This window comes from Pandoraea pulmonicola (assembly GCF_000815105.2).
In the GTDB taxonomy this organism is placed as follows: Bacteria; Pseudomonadota; Gammaproteobacteria; order Burkholderiales; family Burkholderiaceae; genus Pandoraea; species Pandoraea pulmonicola.
The window spans coordinates 2,402,969-2,423,789 of record NZ_CP010310.2; the positions used below are offsets into that span (position 1 = coordinate 2,402,969).

Genomic DNA, 20,821 nt, shown 5'->3' on the forward strand with positions numbered 1-20,821 from the left:
GCACAAAAAAGCCCGCCTCGAGCGGGCTATTCCCTGGGGAACTGAACTCCGCGCTTGTCAGGTAGACGCGCCGGCAGAGAAACGAAATCATCTGTGTTTTTCTGAGTCGCGCCTTTGCTCTCGGTCGAGAGTAGTCCTCCTCGTCGGCGTCCACAAGAGGTCAAACGTCCAGTATGACCATGCCAGTTAACGAACTGCCAACGGCAATGTCGAGATTCATCGGTGGCTTGGGCGTAAGGGTTCCATCCTCGTCGTTGATTTCATAGATATAAACAGCCCCGCCATACTCGGATGGAGCGTAAAGATATCGCCCGCCGGGTTCAATGACCAGTGTCGCCACCCCTAGGGCCCCGCAAGGCTTTTGATCGGACTTGGTTAATGATCCGTCCGATTCGATCTTATATGAAATAACAGCGTTTCCTCCTGCCTCGATCGCAACGAAAAGGTATTTTCCATTCTGACTGACGACGCCGGCAATGCCGCTACCTGTTAACTTGGCCACCTCTCCCAAAGAAGTGAATTGACGTCCCGAGCCCTCCAGCTTGAATCCAGTGATCTGGTTTGGTACGGGAATAGTATTTCTTATGCTGTCGTAAATAACGTAAGCAAATTTTCCATTTGGGTCGGCGGCCAGGTAGTATCCACTATATTCAATGTCGGCATCGTCGCTGGTGATTTCTTTGCTACCCAAATAGCCAAGCCCAAAGGCACTGGCGCCGAAAGAGACTATCCATGCTTTGTCGACCTGCGCGTCTTGGAAAATGGCCAATAGAAATTGGGCCTGATAAGATGGGCTTGCTCCAGGAGTGGAGACAAGCTCCAGCGTCCTGATGTCACCAGTGATAGTGTCCGGAACGTCAATTACCTTCTTGTTCCATGGTTTGATGTTACTCGGTGCATTGAATTTGAATACGCGAATCTGTTCAGACACTGGATTTTGAGCGTCTCTGCCATAGAAGTTGTCAATATAGATGTCGTACGTGTTTGATCCGCTGTAAAAACCGAAAATATATTGAGGGGCAGTATCCACTCCGTTCGTGTCATTCTTCACGTTCGGAGTCAATGAGCCGTCCGTTTCAATATGATAAACGCTTAGCGATCCCGTTTTATCGCCCTGGCTTTCTGATTCGCTGGCGATGAATAGATAATCACCGCCGCGAGAGAATTTTGACGCATTGGTATAGGCAATGCAGACTGCATCCGTGCATGGTACCGGATCTCCCAGTGACGAAAGATTGCCATCAGGTTGCACGGAATAGCGATGGATGACTCCGTATTCCAAGATGTAAGCAAATTTTGGCATGCTTCAACTCCTTCGGGTGTTGATCGTGTCAATGTGTGCTTGTGAATTGCGAGGTTTCGTATGGTTGATTTGATGTCGGATCGTCGACTGTGGATGTTCGATTCATGAGCCGTCATGAAATGAGCGATCGATGAATCTCCATGTGATCATATGCGAAAGGTATAGTCACCTATTTGGGTTGTTGGTATGCGTGATAAAAAAATATGGATAACGTTGATGTCTTTAGGAAGGAGAGGGGGTAATTAAATTATCCGGTTCGCTTCGAGCGGGATGGGTTTTGAAGGTGGTTTTCTGGATTTTCATCGCCTTCGCCTGACGCTCGAAGGGACGTTTTTGCACGAATCGGGGGCGATGGCGTTTACACGCAACGGTCAGACCGACGCGGCGAGCCTTGCCGCAATCCGGCTGATATCGATGCTCGTCGTCATGCGGTTCGGTGCGTCAGCGGCGATAGGCTTCAGTCGTAGTTTCCTCGCTCCTGTGGCAAGCTCCGGTCAACGAAAAAACGGAAGCGGTCCTAATGTCTGCCTTGAATTCACCCCCGTACTCGCCGAAATTTGCCGACATGTCGGTCGATGCCCTGCTGGTCGTCGACATGCAAGTCGGATTCGTGTCTGGCGCCGATGCCGTGCCAGGGCACGTTTCGCTGCTTGCCGCGATTACGACGTTGCTCGATAAGGCTCGCGCTGCTCGCGTGCCCGTCATCTTTCTGCAGAACGACGGCGAGCCGGGTACCGTCGATCATCCATCCCAACCCGGATGGACGCTGTATTTCACCGCGCGCGCCGAAGACCACATCGTCAGAAAAGCGCAGGACAATGGCTTCGATGGAACCTCTCTCGACCCCGTTCTGAAAACGCATGGCGTACGCAGTCTCGCGATATGCGGCGTGTTATCGGAGATGTGCGTGGCGGCCACGGCGCGCGCAGCGCTTGAACACGGCTATGACGTCGTGATACCGCACGACGCGCATGCCACCTACGACGTCCCGGCCGGTCCGGGATCCGAGCCGGTTCCTGCCGCCATGGCCGCCCGAGCGGCCGAATGGTCGCTGGGCGACGAGATCCGAATCTGCGCCTCGGCCTCCGATGTGCAATTCATCGCACGGCAGCGGTAAAACCCACGCTCGAACACGCCACATCGTTGCCATCAGGCCTCAGCGGCGACCGGCGACGGTTTCGTCAGCGGCGCCTTCCCGTCCGAATTTCCCGCGTTCAAGAAAATCCGTCGCGAGTCGAGCCGTGATGCCAGAAACGCGCGCACTGCCCCATGGCGCCGGTTCCGTTCCGCTGGGTGTCGAGCGGGCGGAGCGGATCATGGTGGCGTTAAGCATCGCCAATTTGATCCAGGTCTAATTCCGTGCGCGGGAAAGGGGCCCGCGCGGCTGGGGGCGGCCCATAATGAAGACGTCATGTTTTCATGACCCTGTCTTCCCGGGGTCGCTATGGTGCCCCATACATCCCGGACTTGAACCCGCCTCCCTCAGGCGGGCTTTTTTTGCTTTCCGTTCTTACGCGTCTCCCGGCCCCTCGGTAGGGCTCGAGGTCTTGCGCCTGCGCGCGGCAATGTCACCCATCGAATTCGAACGTGCTAGGATTTTTGGCAACACTAGGTGTTTTGATGGTCGGCACGTCGTGGAGATGGCAATGGATCCCTTTCTGCATGGTGGTCTTGGACTCGGCAACGATGGCGAGTTCGTGCGCTTTTACCTCAACGTCAGCGGCAAGGTCTGGACCTGCCAGATCTCGCGCAGTGCACTCAACCGCCTCGCCGGCGCCGATGCTGCCGGCGACGCGCTCTTCGATCAGTTCATGGAGCACGAAGACGACATCGTCGATCGTGCCGCCGCGGCCATCGCCGATGGCGCTGTCAGCGAACCGATCGTCATCGGCGACGTCCCCTGAGCGGGGCGCCACGCCGGTCTTTCCGTACTTTCGCCAAACGGAGTCCGACATGAGCTACGCATCGCATGAGCAGGTCTACGAGTACCGCGCGGGATACCAGATCCGGGTTCGCGCGTTCCAGAACGAGTACGCGGGCCCTTGGGACTATCTGGTGCAGGCGATCCGGCACGGCAAGCCGGAAGGTCCCGAAGTCCGCTCCCCCGACGGCCATCGCGACAATCGGGTGGATGCCGAGATGGCAGGGCGCAAGGCCGGTGAGCGCATCGTCGACGAACTGTTGGGCGACGGCGACGCCTGACGGGAACGCCCGCAGCCAGGCCGTTACCGTGTGATAACGCTACCTCGCGCCCACCGCCTCGACGGCGCGCCATTGTCCGTCCCCCGACAACGCAACGCGACCGTCTTCGGCCAGCTTGTCCAGATGCGCCTGCAATGAGCGTCGCGCCACGGCATGGCGTGCCGCCGGGACATCCGCATAGACGATCGGTGTGAGGGCGTCGAGCGTTGCCGGTCCCGCTTGCGTGAGCGCATCCAGCACGCGAGCCTCTCGCGCCAGACGATGCGTGATCAGTTGCGCAATCCGCTGCGCGGGACGATCCATCACGAAGCCGTGCCCCGGCGCGAGCCACGCGGGCTCGAGCGCTGCGAGCTTCTCCAGCGAAGCGAGATACGTCGCCATGTGCCCGTCAGGCGGATTGATGACCACCGTCGAGCCCTGCATGACATGGTCGCCGGTGAAGACGAGCTTCTCATCCTCCAACCCGTAGCAGACGTGATTCGACGCATGTCCGGGGGTATGGATCGCGCGCAACACGCGTCCGTCCGGCAGGGAAACGGCGTCGCCGTCGGCGAGTTCGACATCGGGCGAAAACGCGGTGTCCTGTCCAACGTCATGGCGCGCCGCCATGCCATACGTGCGCGCGCCGGTGCGGGCCTTCAGCAGTGCCGCGCCCGGCGAATGATCGCGATGCGTGTGCGTGACGAGGATCTGGCGGATCTCGCCCGGCGCCGCCCGCATGATGGCGTCGATGTGCGCCGGGTCGTCAGGGCCGGGATCGATGACCGCCCAGCCGTCTTGCGGACCACCGCCAACGAAATACGTATTCGTCCCGGGGCCAGTCATCATGCCGGGATTCGGCGCGGTGAGTCGCAGCACCCCCGGCATCAGCGCCACCACGCGCCCCGGCGCGATGTCGTAGCTGCCGACGCCTCGCTCGTCGGGATCCGTCAGCGTGAGCTCGGCCCATGCCGGCTCGTCGGGCGTGATGGGCCAGGGGCCGCGCTTGCCGTCAGCGAGACGCGGTTGTACGCACGGCACGTCGGCGAGCGCACCGGCCGCCGCTATTGCGAGATCGACGCTCTCCATGCTCGCCAGCCATTGCAGCAACTTGTGCGTCGGCGGCAACAGCCGCAATTGATCGGCGTGGGCGAGGGCGTATTGCGGTCGCATCCAGCGATGCGCGGCCGTCTCGACGTGATCGACCTCGACCTGTTGCGCCTCGGGCAGCGTGGCGAGAAAGAACCGCGTGTCGAAACGCTTCGCCAGGGCCAGTGGCGTGACCCAATGGCTCAGATAGCGCAGGCGCTGGGGCGTGAGGCGAATTCCGAAAGATCGGCACAGCGACGCGATGTCGATCTGTCCGTCGTGCAACGCTTCCCGCTGAGCGCGCACTTCGTTCAGACGCACGGCGTCGAGTGGGGCGCCGTTCTCATCGCAGGCGAACAGCACGCCGGTTTCCTCGAAGCACTCGCGTATCGCCGCGACGTAGTAGTCCAGTCCGCCATCGAGCAGTTTCAGGCGCCCGCTGGCGGTCGCGTCGTCCATGCCGATGCAAGCCGAGTGTCCGGCACGATCGTTGGCGTCGACCACACCGCCGGGGAAGACGTAGGCGTCCGAGCTGAAGTCGTTCGCACGCACCGCGCGGCGCAGCAGCAACACTTCCACGCCGCTCGGGCGCTCGCGCAGCACGACGAGACTGGCAGCCAGCCTTAACGTGGATCGGGTGGGCTGGGTGGGCCGGGAGGGCTGGGCGGGCACCGCGGAGGGCGCATCGGGGCGTTCGGACATGGGCGGCCGCGCGAGGGGCGCGAGATCGGAAAGCGCCTAGTTTGCCATTGGATGCGCGATACCGCAGGCACACGACGGCGCCGACCCGCTGCGGATGGTCCCCCCAGCGCATGCCCGACGACGAGCGGCGCTCGAGGCCAGGCGCGGATCGTCGGCCAGGTGCTCGTCGGCGCGATAACCAACGCCGGCGTCGCCTGGTCGCTCACCGGGTATCAGGACAGCGAAGCCCGCATGGCGGCGAGTTGCCATCGCATGTTGCGTGGCGCACTTACGTGAATTCGCGGACGGCGCGGCTACAATACGGCTTTCGCGTACGGCGCGTCGGTCGTGAACCGCGGCGCGTCGATGCTTCCCCATTTCCTACTCTCCAAAGGTCGCAAATGACCACTATCGGAACCCCGCTGTCGCCGAACGCGACGAAGGTCATGTTGTTGGGCGCCGGCGAACTCGGCCGCGAAGTGCTGATCGCGTTGCAGCGTCTCGGCGTCGAGACGATTGCCGTCGATCGCTACGAGAACGCGCCGGGCCAGCAGGTCGCGCATCATTCGCGCACCATCGCGATGACGGATCCCGAGCAGTTGAAGGCGCTTATCGAAGCCGAGAAGCCGGATCTCGTCGTGCCCGAGATCGAAGCGATCGCCACGCCGATGCTCGAAGCGCTGGAAGCGGACGGCGTCGTGCGCGTGATCCCGACCGCGCGTGCCGCACGCCTGACGATGGACCGCGAGGGCATCCGCCGTCTGGCCGCCGAGACGCTGGGCCTGCCCACGAGTCCGTATCGGTTCTGCGATTCGCTCGAGCAACTGCAGGCGGCCATCGACGACGGCATCGGTTATCCGTGCATCGTCAAGCCGGTGATGAGCAGTTCGGGCAAGGGCCAGAGCAAGATCGACGGTCCCGAGGACGTCAAGGCCGCCTGGGACTACGCGATGGCCGGTGGCCGCGTGAGCCACGGGCGCATCATCGTCGAGGGCTTCATCGACTTCGACTACGAGATCACCTTGCTGACCGTGCGCGCACGCGGCGCCGACGCGCAAGTCGAGACGCATTTCTGCGCGCCGATCGGCCACAAGCAGGTGAGCGGCGATTACGTGGAGAGCTGGCAGCCGCACCCGATGTCGTCGGTCGCCCTCGAACGCGCGCGCGTGATCGCGCGCGAGGTCACGAACAACCTCGGCGGGCAGGGCATCTTCGGTGTGGAACTGTTCGTGAAGGGCGACGACGTGTGGTTCAGCGAAGTCAGCCCGCGTCCGCACGATACCGGCATGGTGACGATGATCACGCAATGGCAGAACGAGTTCGAGTTGCATGCGCGCGCCATCCTCGGTTTGCCGGTCAATACCACGCTCAAGACGCCGGGCGCGAGCGCGGTCATCTACGGTGGCGTGGACGCGAAGGGCATCGTCTTCGACGACGTCGAGCGCGCATTGCAGGTGCCGCGGACCGACCTCCGTCTGTTCGGCAAGCCGGAGAGCTTCGTCAAGCGCCGCATGGGCGTGGCGCTCGCGTATGACGACGATCTGGACGTGGCGCGCCGCAACGCGCTCGAAGCCGCCAGCCGCGTGAAGCCGCGCGCGGTCTGATCGGATCGGACAGGGCGTCGCGGGGGCAATCGCTCGCGACGCTTTTTTTTATTTTTTTAAGTTGTACATTGCAACCATTAAGTTGTAACGTACAACTATGTGAAGTGAGGAGCCTGCGCCCGTGAATATCGATTCGTCCTTGGTGGAAGCGATTCGCGCCGTCTCGCGCGAAATGGTGCGTGAGTTGGGGTTCATGGGCGGAGCGTTCGCCGGCACCGACCTGTCGCCGTCCGCGGTGCATGCGTTGATCGAGATCGAGAAGGGCGGCGAGCGAGAGGAGGGCGGCATGACCGCACGTGACCTGGGTACGTTGTTGCGGTTGGAGAAGTCGAGCGTGAGTCGCATGCTGCGCAAGCTCGTGGCGTCGGGCGACGTGAAGGAGACCGCCGCCGAGCACGACGGCCGCATCAAGCTCCTGTCGCTGACCGCGGCCGGCCGCAAGCGGGTGAGCGCCATCCATGCGTATGCGCGGGCGCAGGTGGTCGAGGCGCTGGGGCGTTTGAAGCGCGACCAAGGGCGGACGGTCCTCGAAGGCATGACGCTGTACACGCGTGCGCTGGCCGTCTCGCACGACGGGGAGGCGCCGGAGATGTCTGCCGCGCACATCGAACTCGTGCGCGGTTATTGCCCGGGCCTCATCGCTCGCATCACGGAAATGCACGCGCGCTATTACGCGCGGGAGGCGGGCTTCGGTCAACGTTTCGAGTCGGTCGTGGCGAGCGGCCTCGCGGAGTTCTGCAATCGGCTGGCGCATCCTGGGAACGCGATCTGGACGGCGCGGCGCGCGGGCGGGATCGTCGGCTCGGTGGCCATCGACGGCGAAGATCTCGGCAAGAACGTTGCACACTTGCGCTGGTTCATCCTCGACGACGGCGTGCGCGGTGGCGGCCTCGGACAGAAACTGCTCGACGCTGCGATGGCGTTCGTCGACGAGAGAGGATTTGCCGAAACGCACCTCTGGACGTTTTCCGGACTGCGTGCGGCGCGTCATCTCTACGAGACGCGGGGCTTCGTGCTCGCCGAAGAAAGGCGTGGCGAGCAATGGGGCAAGGAAGTGTTGGAGCAACGCTTTGTGAGGAGTCGGCCATGATCGATACGCCATCGCTTGCCGAGCTCGCCGGCCCGGTGCCCGTGCATGTCCCCGCGGAGCGGCTCGCGGGGCGCGTCTGCCTCGTCATGGGTGCGACGAGCGGCATCGGTCGCGCAACGGCGCTGCGCATGGCGCGTGAGGGGGCGCGCGCCGTCGTCGTCACCGGTAGACGGCAGGCACTCGGCGACGCGCTCGCGCACGAGATTCGGGCGCTGGGGGCGCAAAGCCTGTTCGTCGCGGCCGATGTGACGCGGGAGGTCGACGTCGCGAACGTGGTCGAGCAGACGATGGCGTGCTTCGGGCGGTTGGATGCCGTCTTCAACAACGCCGGCTATCAGGAGCCGCGTGCGCGACTGGCGGCGCAGACCGACGCGGTGTACGCGCAGGTGTTCGACACGAACGTGCGCGCCGTCTTCCATGCCATGCGTCACGAGATTCCCGCGCTGCTCGCGTCGGGGGGCGGCACGCTCGTCAACAACACGAGCGTGAGCGGTATCCGCAATCCCAATCCCGGTCTGTCGCTCTACGGCGCTTCGAAGGCAGCGCTCAACGCCATGACGCGCGCCGCCGCGATGGAGTATGCGTCGCAAGGGGTTCGCGTCAATGCCGTGGCGCCGGGGCGCGTGGTGACCGACATGATGCTCGGTTCGGGCATCGCGGACATGCGCAGCGTGGCGGCAGGACTGCCGCTCGGTCGCATGGGACATCCCGAGGAGGTGGCGGCTGCCATCGTGTGGCTGAGCGCTCCAGAGTCGGGTTACGTCGTCGGCCATATTCTCGCGGCTGACGGCGGCTTTCTCTCGGCATAGTGTGGTGCGTCGTGACGGCGCCCGCACGTCGGATGTGGCCCGCCGCGCGCGCCCGCGCAGGCCGGCCTACGGGCGCTCCATGGTGATCATCTGGGTACGGCCATGGGGGGCGTCGAAATCCTGTAGCGGTCCCATCGGCACGATGCCGGTCGGGTTGATCGCACGGTGGCTTTGGTAGTAGTGGCTCTTGATGTGCTGGAAGTTCACCGTGTCGGCGATGCCGGGTTGCTGATAGATGTCGCGCGTGTACGCCGATAGATTCGGATAGTCGCCGATCCGCCGCAAATTGCACTTGAAGTGGCCGACATAGACGGCGTCGAAACGGATCAGCGTGGTGAACAGCCGGATGTCCGCTTCGGTCATGCGCTCGCCAACGAGAAAGCGGCGTGTGGCGAGGTGCGCGTCGAGCCAGTCGAGCGTCTCGAACAGCGGCGTGACGGCCTCCTCGTAGGCGATTTGCGTCGTGGCGAAACCGGCCTTGTAGACGCCGTTGTTGACCGTGTCGTAGATGCGCGCGTTCAGACGATCGATCTCCTCGCGCAAGGCGAGCGGGTAGTAGTCGCCCGGGGTGGCGCCGAGACCGTCGAAGGCGCTGTTGAACATCCGCAGAATCTCGGACGACTCGTTGCTCACGATCGTGCCGCTTTGCGTGTCCCATAGCAGCGGAACTGTCACGCGCCCGGTGAACCGCGAATCGGCGGCGAGGTAGACGTCGCGCAGAAACGGGACCTGCTGCACCGGATCCCCGGTGACGCCGGGGCCGGGTTCGAACGTCCAGCCGTCGTCGAGCATCAGCCAGTTCACGACAGCGACCGGCACCATGTCCTGCAGCCCCTTGAGCGCGCGCATGATCAGGGTGCGATGCGCCCACGGGCACGCGTAGCTGACATAAAGCAGGTATCGGTTGCGTTCCGCGGGAAAGCCGACGTCGCCGTCGGGGCCAGGCGAGCCGTCCGCAGTGACCCAGCGCCGGAAGGTTGCCGGGCGGCGCTCGAAGCGTCCGCCTGTGCTGCGCGTATCGTACCCGTCGGTGTGCCACTGTCCGTCTACCAACAAACCCATTGCTTACCTCCGAATGGCTGCACGGGAAGGGAAAGGTCAGCATACCCGTAAACGAAAAAACCCCGCCTGAGCGGGGTTTTCAGTCCGGACATGCCAGAGGCGCTGTCCGAGGCGCGTCGGTCGCAAGCGCGACCGCTCAGCCGATCATCCGACGCTTACAGCGGCTGGATGTTGCCGGCTTGACGGCCCTTCGGTCCGTTCTTCACTTCGAAGCTGACCTTCTGGTTTTCCTGCAGCGTCTTGAAGCCCTTTGCCTGGATTTCCGAGAAGTGTGCGAAGAGATCTTCACCACCTTCGTCCGGCGTAATAAAACCAAAACCCTTGGCGTCGTTAAACCACTTGACGGTACCAGTTGCCATTTCTTAAATCCTTAAAGTTTTCAAATGAGCGAGCGAGAAGCTCAGCGAGCGCATGACATTAAAGCTGATCAGGTACAACCGAGGTGACGCAGAGGGCGACATTAGATGAACACAAGACTCGCCATACAACGTTCATGCACACCCATTTTTTACGGGAAAGGTGGGAAGGTGTCAAGCAGGGAAACTTTTGGATTGTTGATCCACGCCAGTTTCCAGCCATTTTTCGCTGCGATGCGACATTCGTATGGCATGGCCGGACGACCGGTCTTGTGGACATCGAAATGTCATGCATGACCTTCAAGCGGCGCGCGTCCTCTCGCGTCGTCCCGAACGTTGCGGGCCTTGCGAATCGCTGTCCGTTGCGTTGCATCCCGGCGCTCAGGCCGCCAGACATAGCGAAGCGCGGGGACTTCGATGCCCGGCGATATGGCGATGGGGTGCACCGTCCCCGCCACGCCGCCCAGCCGCTCGTAAAAGCGCCGTGCCTTGACGTTCTGCGCGAGCGTCCACAGGTAAAGCGCCGCATTCGAATCGAGCACCCTGGCCCAGTCCCTGGCGCGTGCAAACAACGCGCGCCCAATGCCTCGACCTTGCCACGCCGGCGCCACGTGCAGGTTATCGAGCAGGATGCCGTCGGCTCCCGAGAGCGCGCACACGAACCCGGCCAGTGGCCCATCGGTCGCGTCGGGGCATGCTTTCCATATACGCAGTGCGGGATCGTCGGCGCGCATGAGGCGATCTCGCCACAGCTTCACGTGGGCTTCGACGAGGTGGCTGCGCACATCGCCGATGGGCAGCACGTGTGCGTAGATCGCTTGCCAACTGTGGTCGTGAAGCGCGGCGATCTGCGCGGCGTCTTGCAACGTGGCAGGTTGCACGACGAGGGGGCGATTCATGATGCGTTTCCCATAGATCGGGAAGCGTACCTGGCTCGATGAGAAACTGCACCGCCGCAAGGCGGCACCGGAGACATGGCGTCGTGTCGCGCACGCACAACGCGAACGCCGACTTGCCGGATTTTCATGGATGTGTCACCGCGTTATGCGGTCGGTAGCAAATAAGAGGGCGGCGTCGCCACGCGGCGAATCGCCACCCTGTGTTCACTATAGCGCGGCCGCGGATTTCATGCGTGCGGACGAGCGTGCCGCTGGTTGGCGACGGTTGACCGCGATCGATGTGGGGTCTTCTGCGGCAGCGTATGGCGGGTTTTCCGGACAGATTCGTGGTGACGTTTGCCGCTTGCTCGCGCCATCTTGGGCGCACCGGCGGCATGCGAAGCACGCGTCGGCTTCGCGGGACGATGCGCGAGCGCCTTCGAACGGTGGCTTTGGGTTGCATTTACCCGTTTCGCCGCCTTTGTCGTCTTCGGGGCCGGGGCATGCTTTGCATGGACAGCGCGGCGCTTCGTGGCCGAAGACGCCTTTGTCCCGGCGCTCGGACGATGGTGCTTCGGGGATGCTGCGCCGTGCGCAGAATGCGTCTGTGCTGAGTGGGACGGGCGAGCGTGTCAGGGATGAGCGGCGAATGCCGATACTGCAAACGCACCGAGCAGGAGGGTGGCGCACATGGCGCGCACGGCGCGCGGGTAGAGCTTGGACAACAGTGTCTCCGTGGGAATGAAGTTTGACGATGCCGGGCACCGGTTCATGCCGGCGAATTGCACTGGCCCGCATCGGCCCGCACCGTAGGACGTCGCTGTCAGCGTGCGAGGGCGGCCGCGATTGTAGGGCGAAGCCATCGCCATGTCGAGGCGGTCGGCCGACCGTCCGGAACGCGGTGCGCGTCCTGCGGCCCGACGGCGAAACAATTTGTGCGCTGCGTCAAGTCATTCATGAGGCATACACGCAACGTAAGTATTTTCCCTAGGAACGTAGAAAAACCGCGCCACGATTTGATTTCGGGGCGGCAAAATTCTCACTTGCGACCCTTAAATTCGGTGAGCCGGTGCCGTTAACGGCCTCATGGCTTCATCTCGGGCGGGAGCGCACGCATCGCGTGTCTTCCGGCCCGGTGCATGCGATCCGGCGCATTGCCGGGCGTAAAGGCACGATGCCGGGCAAGCACGCGATGCGGCCGCGAAGTGCCGCGCGTCTTCCGAGACCTTCCGTGGCAACCAACCAGGCACCGACGCTCGACTCTCTGCAATCGCTGCTGGCGACGGTCCAGCGCAACGAGCGTTCGCTGAAACGTTTTCAGGACATCGAGCTGGCGCTGATGGGGGCGCCGGATTTTGGCCAGTTCCTGGAAGTGGTGCTCAATCGCTTGCGTCACGACTTCGATCTTCTGGGGGTACGGCTGATGCTGGCCGAAGTCGACGACACGCTACGGGACCTCATCGACACCGCCGAAGGCATTCGCGCACTCGAAGCCGGTCTTTGCATTGCCCAGGATCCCGGCACGTTCCTCGCCGTCTGCGGCGATGGGCAACTGTGGATCGGCGCGCCCCGCGAGCGCCACGCGGCCTTGTTCGGGCCTCGTCCGCCGGCCAGCGCGGTGGTCATGCCGCTCACCCGCAACGGTCGATGCATCGGCGTGATCGCCCTGGGCAGTCGCGACGCAGGCCGCTTCGCTCCCGATATGGCGACCGACTTTCTCGAGCGCTTCGGAGCGGTCGTGGCGGTGTGCCTGGAGAACATGTGGAATCGAGAACGCCTGAAGCGCATCGGGCTGACGGACCCGCTCACCGGCCTGTCGAACCGCCGCTATTTCGACCAGCGATTGCGTGAGGAGGTGGTGCGCGGTGCGCGCTACGGGGCGCCGCTGGCGTGCCTGCTCATCGACATCGACCACTTCAAGCGCGTCAACGACAGCCACGGCCACGCGACGGGCGACCGCGCGTTGCGCGCGGCGAGTGTCTGCATGCGGGCGCAACTGCGCGTGACCGACACGCTCGCCCGTTACGGCGGCGAAGAGTTCGCCGCGCTACTCGTGCAGACGGAGCAGAACTGGGCGGGGACGGTGGCCGAGCGCGTGCGTCGGGCGGTGAAGCGTCTCGAAGTGCCGGGCGACGATGGCACGCTCGTGCCGCTCACGATTTCCATCGGTCTGGCGAGTGTCGACCCGCGCGACACCGCCGATCCCGAGACACTCCCCGTGCGCCTGCTCGGCGCTGCCGACGCGGCCCTTTACGCGGCCAAACGTGCGGGCCGCGACCGGGTTGTCGTCGCATCGGCGGCGAGCTTGCATTGAGCGCGTCGTTCACGTCGCCCGTTCCCGGGGGGGGCATGGCGCGACATGTGTCGTCGCCTTATCGACACTTTCCCCATCTTCAGCATCACCCCGGCGCATCGCTATCGGGTGCTGAACCATCCGATCAGCAACGACACCGTCACGACTGAGAGCACTGTCGAGACCAGGATGGCACGCGAAGCCACGGCCGCCTCGCGTCCGTACAGTTGCGCAAGCATGAAAGGCCCCGTGCCGATAGGCAGCGCGGCGAGCAGCAGTGCGCTGTGCGCCCATACGGCCGGGAGATCGAACACTCGAAACGCGAGGAAGGCCGTAATCGCGGGCTGGAAAAGGAGCTTCAGACCCACGAGCCGCCCGACGGCGCGCGCGATGCGCGGCTGCCGGGCCGCGCCGCTGCTTTGCGCCAGAAACATGCCGATCGCCACGAGGGCGCAGGGACTGGCCGCGCCGCCGAGTAGCGTCGTGAAGTGGGCGACCGAGTCCGGCAGCGTAATGCCGACGGCCGCCACCGCCATGCCGACGAACGGCGACACCACGAGCGGATTGCGGATCAACGCGCGCGCGACGAAACCGGCCGTGCGACGCCAGCTCGGCGTGGCCTGCAGATCCGTTTCGATGATCGCAATGGAAATGGCGAAGAGCACTGTCGCGGTGAGCAGCATGGCGACCACGACCGCCGGGACACTGGCCGGACCGAATGCCACGAGACACAGCGGCAGCCCCATGAAGCCGGCATTCGGATAGGCGGCGCCCATGCCCTCGATGCTGGCGTCCGTCAGCCGTCCGCGCACGGTGCGGTCGAGCAGGAACGAGAGTGCGAAGGTCGCCGCCATGCCGCCGCCGAACGCGCCGAGAAAGCCCGGGTTCACGAGTTCGGCCCACGTGATCCGCGCCATCGACTGAAACAGCACGGCGGGCAGGGCGAGGTAGACGACGAAACGGTTGAGGGCGTCCAGGGCAGTGTCGCCGAGCCAAGCGCGCTTTGCGCACAGAAAGCCCAGGAAGATGAGCCCGAAGACGGGAAGGGCGGCGGAGACGACGGCTTGCATGTCAGCGTGTCTCCGCCAGACGAACGAGCCATTCGCGGCGCGCGTTGCCACCGTCGGCCTCGGTGTGTTCGCGTGCGGCGGTCTCGGCGCCTGGTGCGTCGCCTGCCGCGATGCGCGCGACGATCTCGCCGTGCTCATGCCAGACGACCTCCTGCATCGGCATGGCGTCGAGCGTGGCGGCCATGGCACGCATGATGTGCGGCCATTGCGGCGCGAGCGTCTGGGCGATCAACGGATTGCCCGAGGCGTCGTGCAGCGCGGTGTGGAACGCGACTTCCACGCGGACCTGGTTGGCGATCGGCGTGCCTCGTGTCATGGCCATGCCAGCAGCGACGGCCTCACGCAAGCGAGCGAGTTCGGCCTCGCCGAGCGTGCCGTTCGCCATGCGTGTGGCGGCCAGCCGTGCGGCCAGCCCGTCGAGCGCCGTGCGAACCTGGTAGAGCGAGCGCAGATGATCGGTGTCGATGGGCGCTACCTCCAGACCCTGGCGGCCGCTGTCGCAGACCAGACCGTCGCGCTTGAGCAGTTGCAGCGCATGACTCACCGGCTGGCGCGAGACGCCCAGCGAATCGGCCAGCTCGGCCTGCCGAATGCGTTCACCTGGGGGCAGGGTGAGATCGGCAATGGCGTCTCGCAAACGCGAGTAGACCTGATCGATCAGGACCGGCGTGCTCGCCAGCGGCGCGAGGGGCGCCAAAGGCTCGGAAGCCACCGGCGACGCGGTGGAAAGGTCGGGGGACGCGGCGCTCGACATGGTTAGCCGGCGGGGCGCCGGTTTTCGTGATATCTGGAATTCCGAATTCTACGCCGACGGGTGGATGCCAGGGAGGTTTTTCCTGGAAGGCAATGAAATAGCGGGGGCGGGATTACTCGCTCGGGTCGAGCTCTGGTGGCGAAACCGAGGCGGCGCGTGCTGGCATTTGGAGCAGGGCCTGCACGGTCGTGCGAGTGCGTTGCAGGCGGCGCGCGAGCGCCCAGGCGTCGGCCTCGCGCTCGAACAGGCCGACGAGCAGATGACCCTCGCCGGCGAAGCCGTCGGAGAACAGGCCGATATTCTTGGCGATCATCTCGCTCGCGCGCTCGACCGACACGGTGTACTGGCGCGGTGAGCGGTACTGATTGATGACGACGGCGAAGGCGCGGGAGAACGCGTCGGACATGCGGGAGCCTCCTCTGACGGCATTTACATGGCGTTGCACTTCCGGTGATTGTAGGCGATGCACAAGCGCATGTCGGGACAAAACGATGACGGTCCGCGCGCGGCCCGCACGTGCATAAAAAAGCCGCCGAGCGGGTCGGCGGCGCAACAGAGAGGGTGACAGCGCAACCGGAGTTGCCGTAAATCAGCTTAGGCCCAGGCGATGACAGTGGCATGACCGTCGTGCGCAGCGATGGCGTCATCTGCCAGCGTTTTTCGGGATGGTTCAGACAATCGTCGGCGACCGAAACGATCGATCGTGTCGGTCCGCAGGTATTTCGCAGGAATTTTTCGGAAAAGCCACCCATGGCGCGCAACGCGCGCCGGCGGCCATTCCGTTGTTCGACGTGCTCTGGAGCGCGTGCCGGCTATACGAGCACGGGCAACGCCTCCACGACAAGCAGCGCGACGAGCGCTCCGACCATCGCCCCGACGGCACGCAGGCTGTAGCGCGTGGCGCGGGTGGTGACCGGGATACCGCCGACCAGTAGCGCACCGGCCACCGCCATCGGCAGGAACAACGTCAGGTCGTAAAGATTGAAGTGGAATGTGGGCATCTTTCTTGTCTCCTCGCCTGAATTGCCCTTCCACTATAGGACGGCGGCGAAGGATGCCCAAATTTGGTGCTCTGCAGCATGTTGCGGCACGACCAACCGTGCGTCAGTCCTCCTGCCGCACGGCGTGCATCTTGCGCCGGGCATTCCACATGGCCATGTCCTTGCGCGTTGGTGTGCGACTGTTCGCGCTGATGCCTGCAGGCTGCGCATGGACCGACGTGGCGGCGGTGCCGGTGGCTTCGCTGCGCGCCTGCACCATCATGACGAGCGTAAACAGCGAGGCGGCAAGCGCCAGCAGAATCAGCTTCATAAAAAGGCCCCCGGGTGAATCTCTGGTATCTGATCGATGTTATGCGTCGTCATCGTCCTGGCCGGTCTCGAAACGTCGACCGTGTCGGCGATGGCGCGATGCTTGTGTATTGCACTGCCGTTGGGACTGCACTACGTGTTGCGGGACTGTCTGGCCGGGCGGAGGTTCGCGCAGGCCCTCATGCGCGACGCATCATAGCCAGCGATTGTGACAACGCTGGGGTAAAAAGCACACGATGCGATGGCCGCAACCCGTCCTGTAACGTATAGCGACGCGCTGCGCGAAAAGTTTAGAAATCGTGACAATTTTTTTGCATTTTGGCCGGCGGGGCGGCGCTGATACGCCTTCGCATCAGGCGGTCACGAGATCGGTGGGCCGCGGGCCGCCTGCCCGAAGCATCGGAAAGGCGGCCTGTCCCTGGGGCAGGGCCGGATCAAGGCTGAGTCAGGGCTGAGGGGAGGCGTCGTCGGCGCTGGCGTTGGTGACGCGCCGCCGGGCGTTCTCCGGCAGCGCGATGGCCGCCAGCGAGGCCAGTGCCGCACCGATCTGCGCGATCTCGTGCATCATGTCCGGCGCCGTGCCGAGCGCGACGGCCAGTCCGGTGATGCCCGCCCACGTCGACGGCTCGAGCAGGCGCGAGAGGAGAAAGCTCATGATGCATCCCCCGGCGCCGTGTCGAGCGTGGTGCTGCCGCTGAAATAGAAGCCCGACATATCGATGTTGGAGACGCTCGCGCGTTGTCCCAGTCCTTCGTGCGCCGCGTTGGCGAGCATCCCGTTGTCCTGGTCGATCGTCCAGGTGAACAGGCCGCCCAGGCCGTTGCGACGGACGTACTCCCCCTTCGCGCGCACGGTGCGCGGTGTGTCCAGCGACATGAACAGGCCGCTCGACGGCTGGTACAGGAAGTCGGCGTCCGCGATCGGGTCAGTGTACAGAACGAAGCCGTTGCGCGTCGCACCGCCTTCCAGGTCGAGGTAGTTGCACAGGACGTCGTAGTACTCCGTGCAGCCCGACTCGAAGGTGCCGGCCGTGATGCCGTCCCCCGGGGCGTACGTGCCGGCGAGCGGCGACACCCGCGCGATCTGCGCCTGGCAGGCGTTGCGCGAGTACGCCGCATATCCGATATGCACCTTGGCGAGCGGCACGCCAGCCTGGCGCAGCCAGTTGACTGCACGATCGATGGAGAAGCCGCCCGCCGCGGTCGGATCAGTGTCGTGCAGATTGGTGTGATGGCCGAGCGCCGGCGCCCACGGTGTGCCGAAGAAGTCGTAGGTCATCAGATTGATGCGCGAAACGCCTGCCGCAAGCAGTCCCGGCAAGTTCGCTTTCTCCATGGCGGCGACACTTGCCGGCGCCGCAATCGAGATCTCGACGTCCTTGCGGCCAGCCGCAGCGAGCGCCTTCTTCAGATTGCCCACGAGCGCCGCGTAGTTCGGACCGTCCGAGTCGTCGTAGACGTTCCCGGTGTCGCCGGGCGAACCCGGGTATTCCCAGTCGAGGTTGACTTCGCGGAACATGGGGAAGCGCTTGAACAGGTCGACGACGCTCGCACAGAATGTCCTGCGCCGCGAGGCGCTTGCCGCCATGTCGTGGAACGCTTGACTCATCGTCCATCCGCCAATGGAGAGCGCGAGCTTGAGCGCCGGATTCTTCGCGTGCAGCAGCCGCAGCCCGCCGAGCACGCCTTGCGCACGCGACTGCTGGAACATCGGCAGCACGTCGTTGCTGACCCAGCCGGAAAAGCCGCAGTTGCGATACGAGAGCACATCCCCCCAACTGTCGACGAAGGTCGCCTGATCGGCATGGCGGGAAAAATCGGCGGCGGCGCGCGCGATCGTCTGCGCCTTCTCGCCCTGATCGCCGACGATGCCCGCAAAGCCGACGATCAGCCGGTCGTACGCGAACGGGTCGAGCAACATGAGATCGACGCCGCGTCCTGCGTCGTCGTTGTTGAAGTCACCGTCGAGCCGTCCGTCGTATTGCGACCAGTCGGTGTAATAGCCGGAGACCTCGAAGGCGTTCTTTGCGTAGCGGTTATAGACACGGCGCGCCATGCGGGCGGATGTGTACGAGAGTTGCGTCGTGCTAGTGGCGGGATCGAAGCCGTTTTGCGCGTATGTCGTCTGGGTGGCGCCGTCTTGGGGATCGACGGAATAAACGAGCTCGCTCTGCGCGGTGGTGTCGGTGAGGGTAGCCGCGTTCGGGCGGCCGGACATCGTGGTGTCGGACATGGCATGACTCCTGAAAGTGAGTGGATCGTCGCCGTTGCGGCATCGGGACGGATGCGGCTTCGGCACGATCAGCGTCGCGGCCCTTCAACGCGCCCACCAGCGCAAACGACGTGTCAGGGACGTCAGCCACGCCATCGGTGCGAACCGGCGAGCGCGCAGCCAGACGACGGTGGATGGCATGCGCGTGGCAGCGGCGGGCGCGTCGTCACAGGGTGCGAAGCGGTAGCCGCGGCGAGGCGCCGTGACGATGTGGCGGTGCAGGCCGAGCGGGATCAGCTTGCGGCGCAGGCGCGACACGACCTGCATGAGGTTCGTATCGTCCTGGTCGGGGCGATCGGGCCACAGCAGGGCGATAAGCGTACGTTTGTCATGCACCACACCCGGCGGCGAGTGCAGCGCACACCACAATCGATACTCGATCTGCGGGATATGCACGGTAATGCCGTGACGGCGCACCTCGCCGTGACCGTCGCGCGCCACGCGATGCTGCAACGCGTGGTCGTGCGAAGCGGTTGCGATGGCGCTGCCGTCGCTCAAGTCGTCGTGCGAGCCTTTGCGCAAGCCGTCGCCCGACGGTGCGGCCCACGGGGAGCGTCCTGCGGAGGGCGCCGAAGGTGACGAGTCTGGCAAAGGTGTCGATGACGCCGGCGGTCGTTCATCGTCCGTCGGTGCGTCGAAGCGGTAGCCGACGCGCGCGACGGTCACGATGGCGCGCTGCAAGCCAAGCGGCGCAAGCGAGCGGCGCAGGCGCGAAACGAGTTGCACGAGCGCGGCGTCCTCCATCCATTGCGCGCGGCGTCCCCAGAGCGCCTCCATCAGCGCGCGCTTGTCGAGTGCGGTGCCGGCGCGCGCCCAGAGCAGCATCAGCAGACGCTTTTCCTGTTCCGACAGCCGTGCGGCGACGCCGTCGCGTTGCACGAGATTGGTGACTTCGTCGAGATCGAACGGTGACATCGGCATGACGCGCTCCTTGTAGCGAATGCGGGACGCCCACCGTAGCCACGCGTGTTGGCCTGTCACAAGGCGACAAGCGCGCCAAAGGTGCCTGCGTGCCGTGGCGCCTTCGCCGGGCGCCGTGGACGTCCGGATGGCATGCGTCAGTGCGTTGTGTGCATCGAGTGCCTAGGCGATGTCACGCGCCGTCGTGCGAGGTAAGATAGGCGCCATATACCGCCATCTGCCGCCAACGTAGGTTGCGGCAAGGCACTGACGCCTGACCTCTCGAACCCTCCCGGATTTCGTCATGCTCGAACTCATTTCCGAACACCGCTGTTTCGGCGGTGCGCAACGTTTCTATCGTCACGATTCGACGGCCATCGGCCTGCCGATGCGCTTCTCGGTGTTCCTTCCCCCGCAGGCGCGCGACGGACGTGCGGTGCCCGCGCTGTTCTATCTCGCCGGGCTCACGTGTACGGAAGAGACGTTCATGATCAAGGGCGGCGCGCAGTGGCTGGCCGCCGAACATGGCGTGGCGCTGATCACGCCGGACACCAGCCCGCGAGGGGCCGGTGTGCCCGGCGAGAGCGACGCATGGGATTTCGGTGTGGGGGCGGGCTTCTACCTCGATGCCACGCAGGCACCGTGGTCGACGCATTACCGCATGTACAGCTACATCGTCGACGAACTCTACGCGCTCGTGACGCAGACGCTACCGATCGACGCGCAACGCATCGGCATCTTTGGCCACTCGATGGGCGGTCATGGCGCGCTGACGCTGGCCCTGCGCAATCCTGACAAATTCCGATCGGTGTCGGCGTTCGCGCCGATCGCGGCGCCGATGCAGTGCCCGTGGGGCGAGAAGGCGTTCACGGGATATCTCGGCGCCGATCGCGAGACGTGGCGCCAGTACGATGCGAGCGAGCTGATCGCGCGGGCGGGGCAGGTCGTGTTTCCGGGCGGCATCCTGATCGATCAGGGGTTGAACGACGCGTTCCTCGAGGCGCAACTGCACCCGCACATCTTCGAGCACGCCTGCCGGGAAGCGGGGCAACCGCTCAACCTGCGCCGTCATGACGGTTACGACCACGGCTACTACTTCATCCAGACGTTCATGGCGGACCATCTGTCGCATCACGCCGAACATCTGCGCGCGTACTGACCCGCCCGACC

General features: G+C 64.3%; 21 protein-coding genes. 8 read left to right on the plus strand and 13 right to left on the minus strand.

Annotation, left to right across the window (positions count from 1 at the left end; genetic code table 11):
- Positions 1 to 160 precede the first annotated feature (160 nt).
- The gene (locus RO07_RS10580; RefSeq protein ID WP_084072552.1) at positions 161 to 1,303 is read right to left on the minus strand and encodes a beta-propeller fold lactonase family protein; all 1,143 of its coding nucleotides are present in this window, start codon (positions 1,301 to 1,303) and stop codon (positions 161 to 163) included.
- A gap of 565 nt (positions 1,304 to 1,868) precedes the next feature.
- On the opposite strand from RO07_RS10580, the gene RO07_RS10585 reads away from it, so the two are divergent.
- The 3 genes from RO07_RS10585 to RO07_RS10595 all read left to right on the plus strand — a co-directional run bounded on the left by RO07_RS10585 (position 1,869) and on the right by RO07_RS10595 (position 3,505).
- Complete coding sequence (locus RO07_RS10585) at positions 1,869 to 2,420, plus strand: isochorismatase family protein (protein WP_115088841.1); 552 nt, start codon at positions 1,869 to 1,871, stop codon at positions 2,418 to 2,420.
- Between the two features lie 529 nt (positions 2,421 to 2,949).
- The gene (locus tag RO07_RS26295; protein ID WP_039410537.1) at positions 2,950 to 3,207 is read left to right on the plus strand and encodes a DUF1488 family protein; all 258 of its coding nucleotides are present in this window, start codon (positions 2,950 to 2,952) and stop codon (positions 3,205 to 3,207) included.
- A gap of 49 nt (positions 3,208 to 3,256) precedes the next feature.
- A complete protein-coding gene (locus RO07_RS10595; RefSeq protein ID WP_039410539.1) occupies positions 3,257 to 3,505 on the plus strand; it encodes a hypothetical protein in 249 nt (82 codons plus the stop codon).
- Positions 3,506 to 3,544: 39 nt separating this feature from the next.
- On the opposite strand, the gene RO07_RS10600 is transcribed toward RO07_RS10595, so the two are convergent.
- Positions 3,545 to 5,275: an MBL fold metallo-hydrolase gene (locus tag RO07_RS10600; RefSeq protein WP_072637015.1), complete on the minus strand. Its 1,731-nt coding sequence runs from the start codon at positions 5,273 to 5,275 to the stop codon at positions 3,545 to 3,547.
- A 380-nt stretch (positions 5,276 to 5,655) separates the two neighbouring features.
- On the opposite strand from RO07_RS10600, the gene purT reads away from it, so the two are divergent.
- The 3 genes from purT to RO07_RS10615 all read left to right on the plus strand — a co-directional run bounded on the left by purT (position 5,656) and on the right by RO07_RS10615 (position 8,757).
- The gene (gene purT / locus RO07_RS10605; RefSeq protein ID WP_039410541.1) at positions 5,656 to 6,858 is read left to right on the plus strand and encodes a formate-dependent phosphoribosylglycinamide formyltransferase; all 1,203 of its coding nucleotides are present in this window, start codon (positions 5,656 to 5,658) and stop codon (positions 6,856 to 6,858) included.
- A gap of 121 nt (positions 6,859 to 6,979) precedes the next feature.
- On the plus strand, positions 6,980 to 7,948 hold the full coding sequence (locus RO07_RS10610) for a bifunctional helix-turn-helix transcriptional regulator/GNAT family N-acetyltransferase (RefSeq protein ID WP_039410543.1): 969 nt from the start codon (positions 6,980 to 6,982) through the stop codon (positions 7,946 to 7,948).
- Positions 7,945 to 8,757: an SDR family NAD(P)-dependent oxidoreductase gene (locus tag RO07_RS10615; protein WP_084072554.1), complete on the plus strand. Its 813-nt coding sequence runs from the start codon at positions 7,945 to 7,947 to the stop codon at positions 8,755 to 8,757. Before RO07_RS10610 ends, RO07_RS10615 begins: the two co-directional genes overlap by 4 nt.
- A gap of 66 nt (positions 8,758 to 8,823) precedes the next feature.
- Here RO07_RS10615 and RO07_RS10620 read toward each other — a convergent pair whose 3' ends face one another.
- The 3 genes from RO07_RS10620 to RO07_RS10630 form a co-directional block, all read right to left on the minus strand.
- On the minus strand, positions 8,824 to 9,819 hold the full coding sequence (locus RO07_RS10620; protein ID WP_039410544.1) for a glutathione S-transferase family protein: 996 nt from the start codon (positions 9,817 to 9,819) through the stop codon (positions 8,824 to 8,826).
- Between the two features lie 155 nt (positions 9,820 to 9,974).
- Positions 9,975 to 10,178 carry a cold-shock protein gene (locus RO07_RS10625; RefSeq protein WP_039410546.1) on the minus strand — a complete coding sequence of 68 codons (204 nt, stop codon included), beginning with the start codon at positions 10,176 to 10,178 and terminating at the stop codon, positions 9,975 to 9,977.
- A gap of 284 nt (positions 10,179 to 10,462) precedes the next feature.
- On the minus strand, positions 10,463 to 11,074 hold the full coding sequence (locus tag RO07_RS10630) for a GNAT family N-acetyltransferase (RefSeq protein ID WP_052267193.1): 612 nt from the start codon (positions 11,072 to 11,074) through the stop codon (positions 10,463 to 10,465).
- Positions 11,075 to 12,284: 1,210 nt separating this feature from the next.
- Here RO07_RS10630 and RO07_RS10640 point away from each other — a divergent pair.
- Complete coding sequence (locus RO07_RS10640; RefSeq protein WP_039410549.1) at positions 12,285 to 13,367, plus strand: GGDEF domain-containing protein; 1,083 nt, start codon at positions 12,285 to 12,287, stop codon at positions 13,365 to 13,367.
- A gap of 101 nt (positions 13,368 to 13,468) precedes the next feature.
- Here RO07_RS10640 and RO07_RS10645 read toward each other — a convergent pair whose 3' ends face one another.
- The 8 genes from RO07_RS10645 to RO07_RS10680 form a co-directional block, all read right to left on the minus strand.
- Entirely contained in the window at positions 13,469 to 14,416 is a 948-nt protein-coding gene (locus tag RO07_RS10645; RefSeq protein ID WP_039410552.1) for an AEC family transporter, read from the minus strand.
- A 1-nt stretch (position 14,417) separates the two neighbouring features.
- Complete coding sequence (locus RO07_RS10650) at positions 14,418 to 15,128, minus strand: GntR family transcriptional regulator (protein WP_237171419.1); 711 nt, start codon at positions 15,126 to 15,128, stop codon at positions 14,418 to 14,420.
- Positions 15,129 to 15,282: 154 nt separating this feature from the next.
- Positions 15,283 to 15,576, minus strand: a complete 294-nt coding sequence (locus tag RO07_RS10655; RefSeq protein WP_039410555.1) for a hypothetical protein — start codon at positions 15,574 to 15,576, stop codon at positions 15,283 to 15,285.
- A 406-nt stretch (positions 15,577 to 15,982) separates the two neighbouring features.
- Complete coding sequence (locus RO07_RS10660; RefSeq protein ID WP_039410557.1) at positions 15,983 to 16,171, minus strand: hypothetical protein; 189 nt, start codon at positions 16,169 to 16,171, stop codon at positions 15,983 to 15,985.
- Positions 16,172 to 16,274: 103 nt separating this feature from the next.
- Positions 16,275 to 16,481, minus strand: coding sequence for a hypothetical protein (locus RO07_RS10665; protein ID WP_039410559.1), 207 nt, complete (start codon positions 16,479 to 16,481; stop codon positions 16,275 to 16,277).
- A gap of 444 nt (positions 16,482 to 16,925) precedes the next feature.
- Positions 16,926 to 17,135 (minus strand): hypothetical protein, encoded by a 210-nt coding sequence (locus tag RO07_RS10670; RefSeq protein WP_039410560.1) that lies wholly within the window; start codon positions 17,133 to 17,135, stop codon positions 16,926 to 16,928.
- Positions 17,132 to 18,712 carry a glycoside hydrolase family 18 protein gene (locus RO07_RS10675; protein WP_084072556.1) on the minus strand — a complete coding sequence of 527 codons (1,581 nt, stop codon included), beginning with the start codon at positions 18,710 to 18,712 and terminating at the stop codon, positions 17,132 to 17,134. The genes RO07_RS10670 and RO07_RS10675 overlap by 4 nt, the downstream gene beginning before the upstream one ends.
- 84 nt (positions 18,713 to 18,796) lie before the next feature.
- Entirely contained in the window at positions 18,797 to 19,672 is an 876-nt protein-coding gene (locus tag RO07_RS10680) for a winged helix-turn-helix domain-containing protein (protein WP_052267194.1), read from the minus strand.
- A gap of 283 nt (positions 19,673 to 19,955) precedes the next feature.
- Here RO07_RS10680 and fghA point away from each other — a divergent pair, with 283 nt between their 5' ends.
- Entirely contained in the window at positions 19,956 to 20,810 is an 855-nt protein-coding gene (fghA, locus tag RO07_RS10685; RefSeq protein WP_039410562.1) for an S-formylglutathione hydrolase, read from the plus strand.
- Positions 20,811 to 20,821 lie beyond the last annotated feature (11 nt).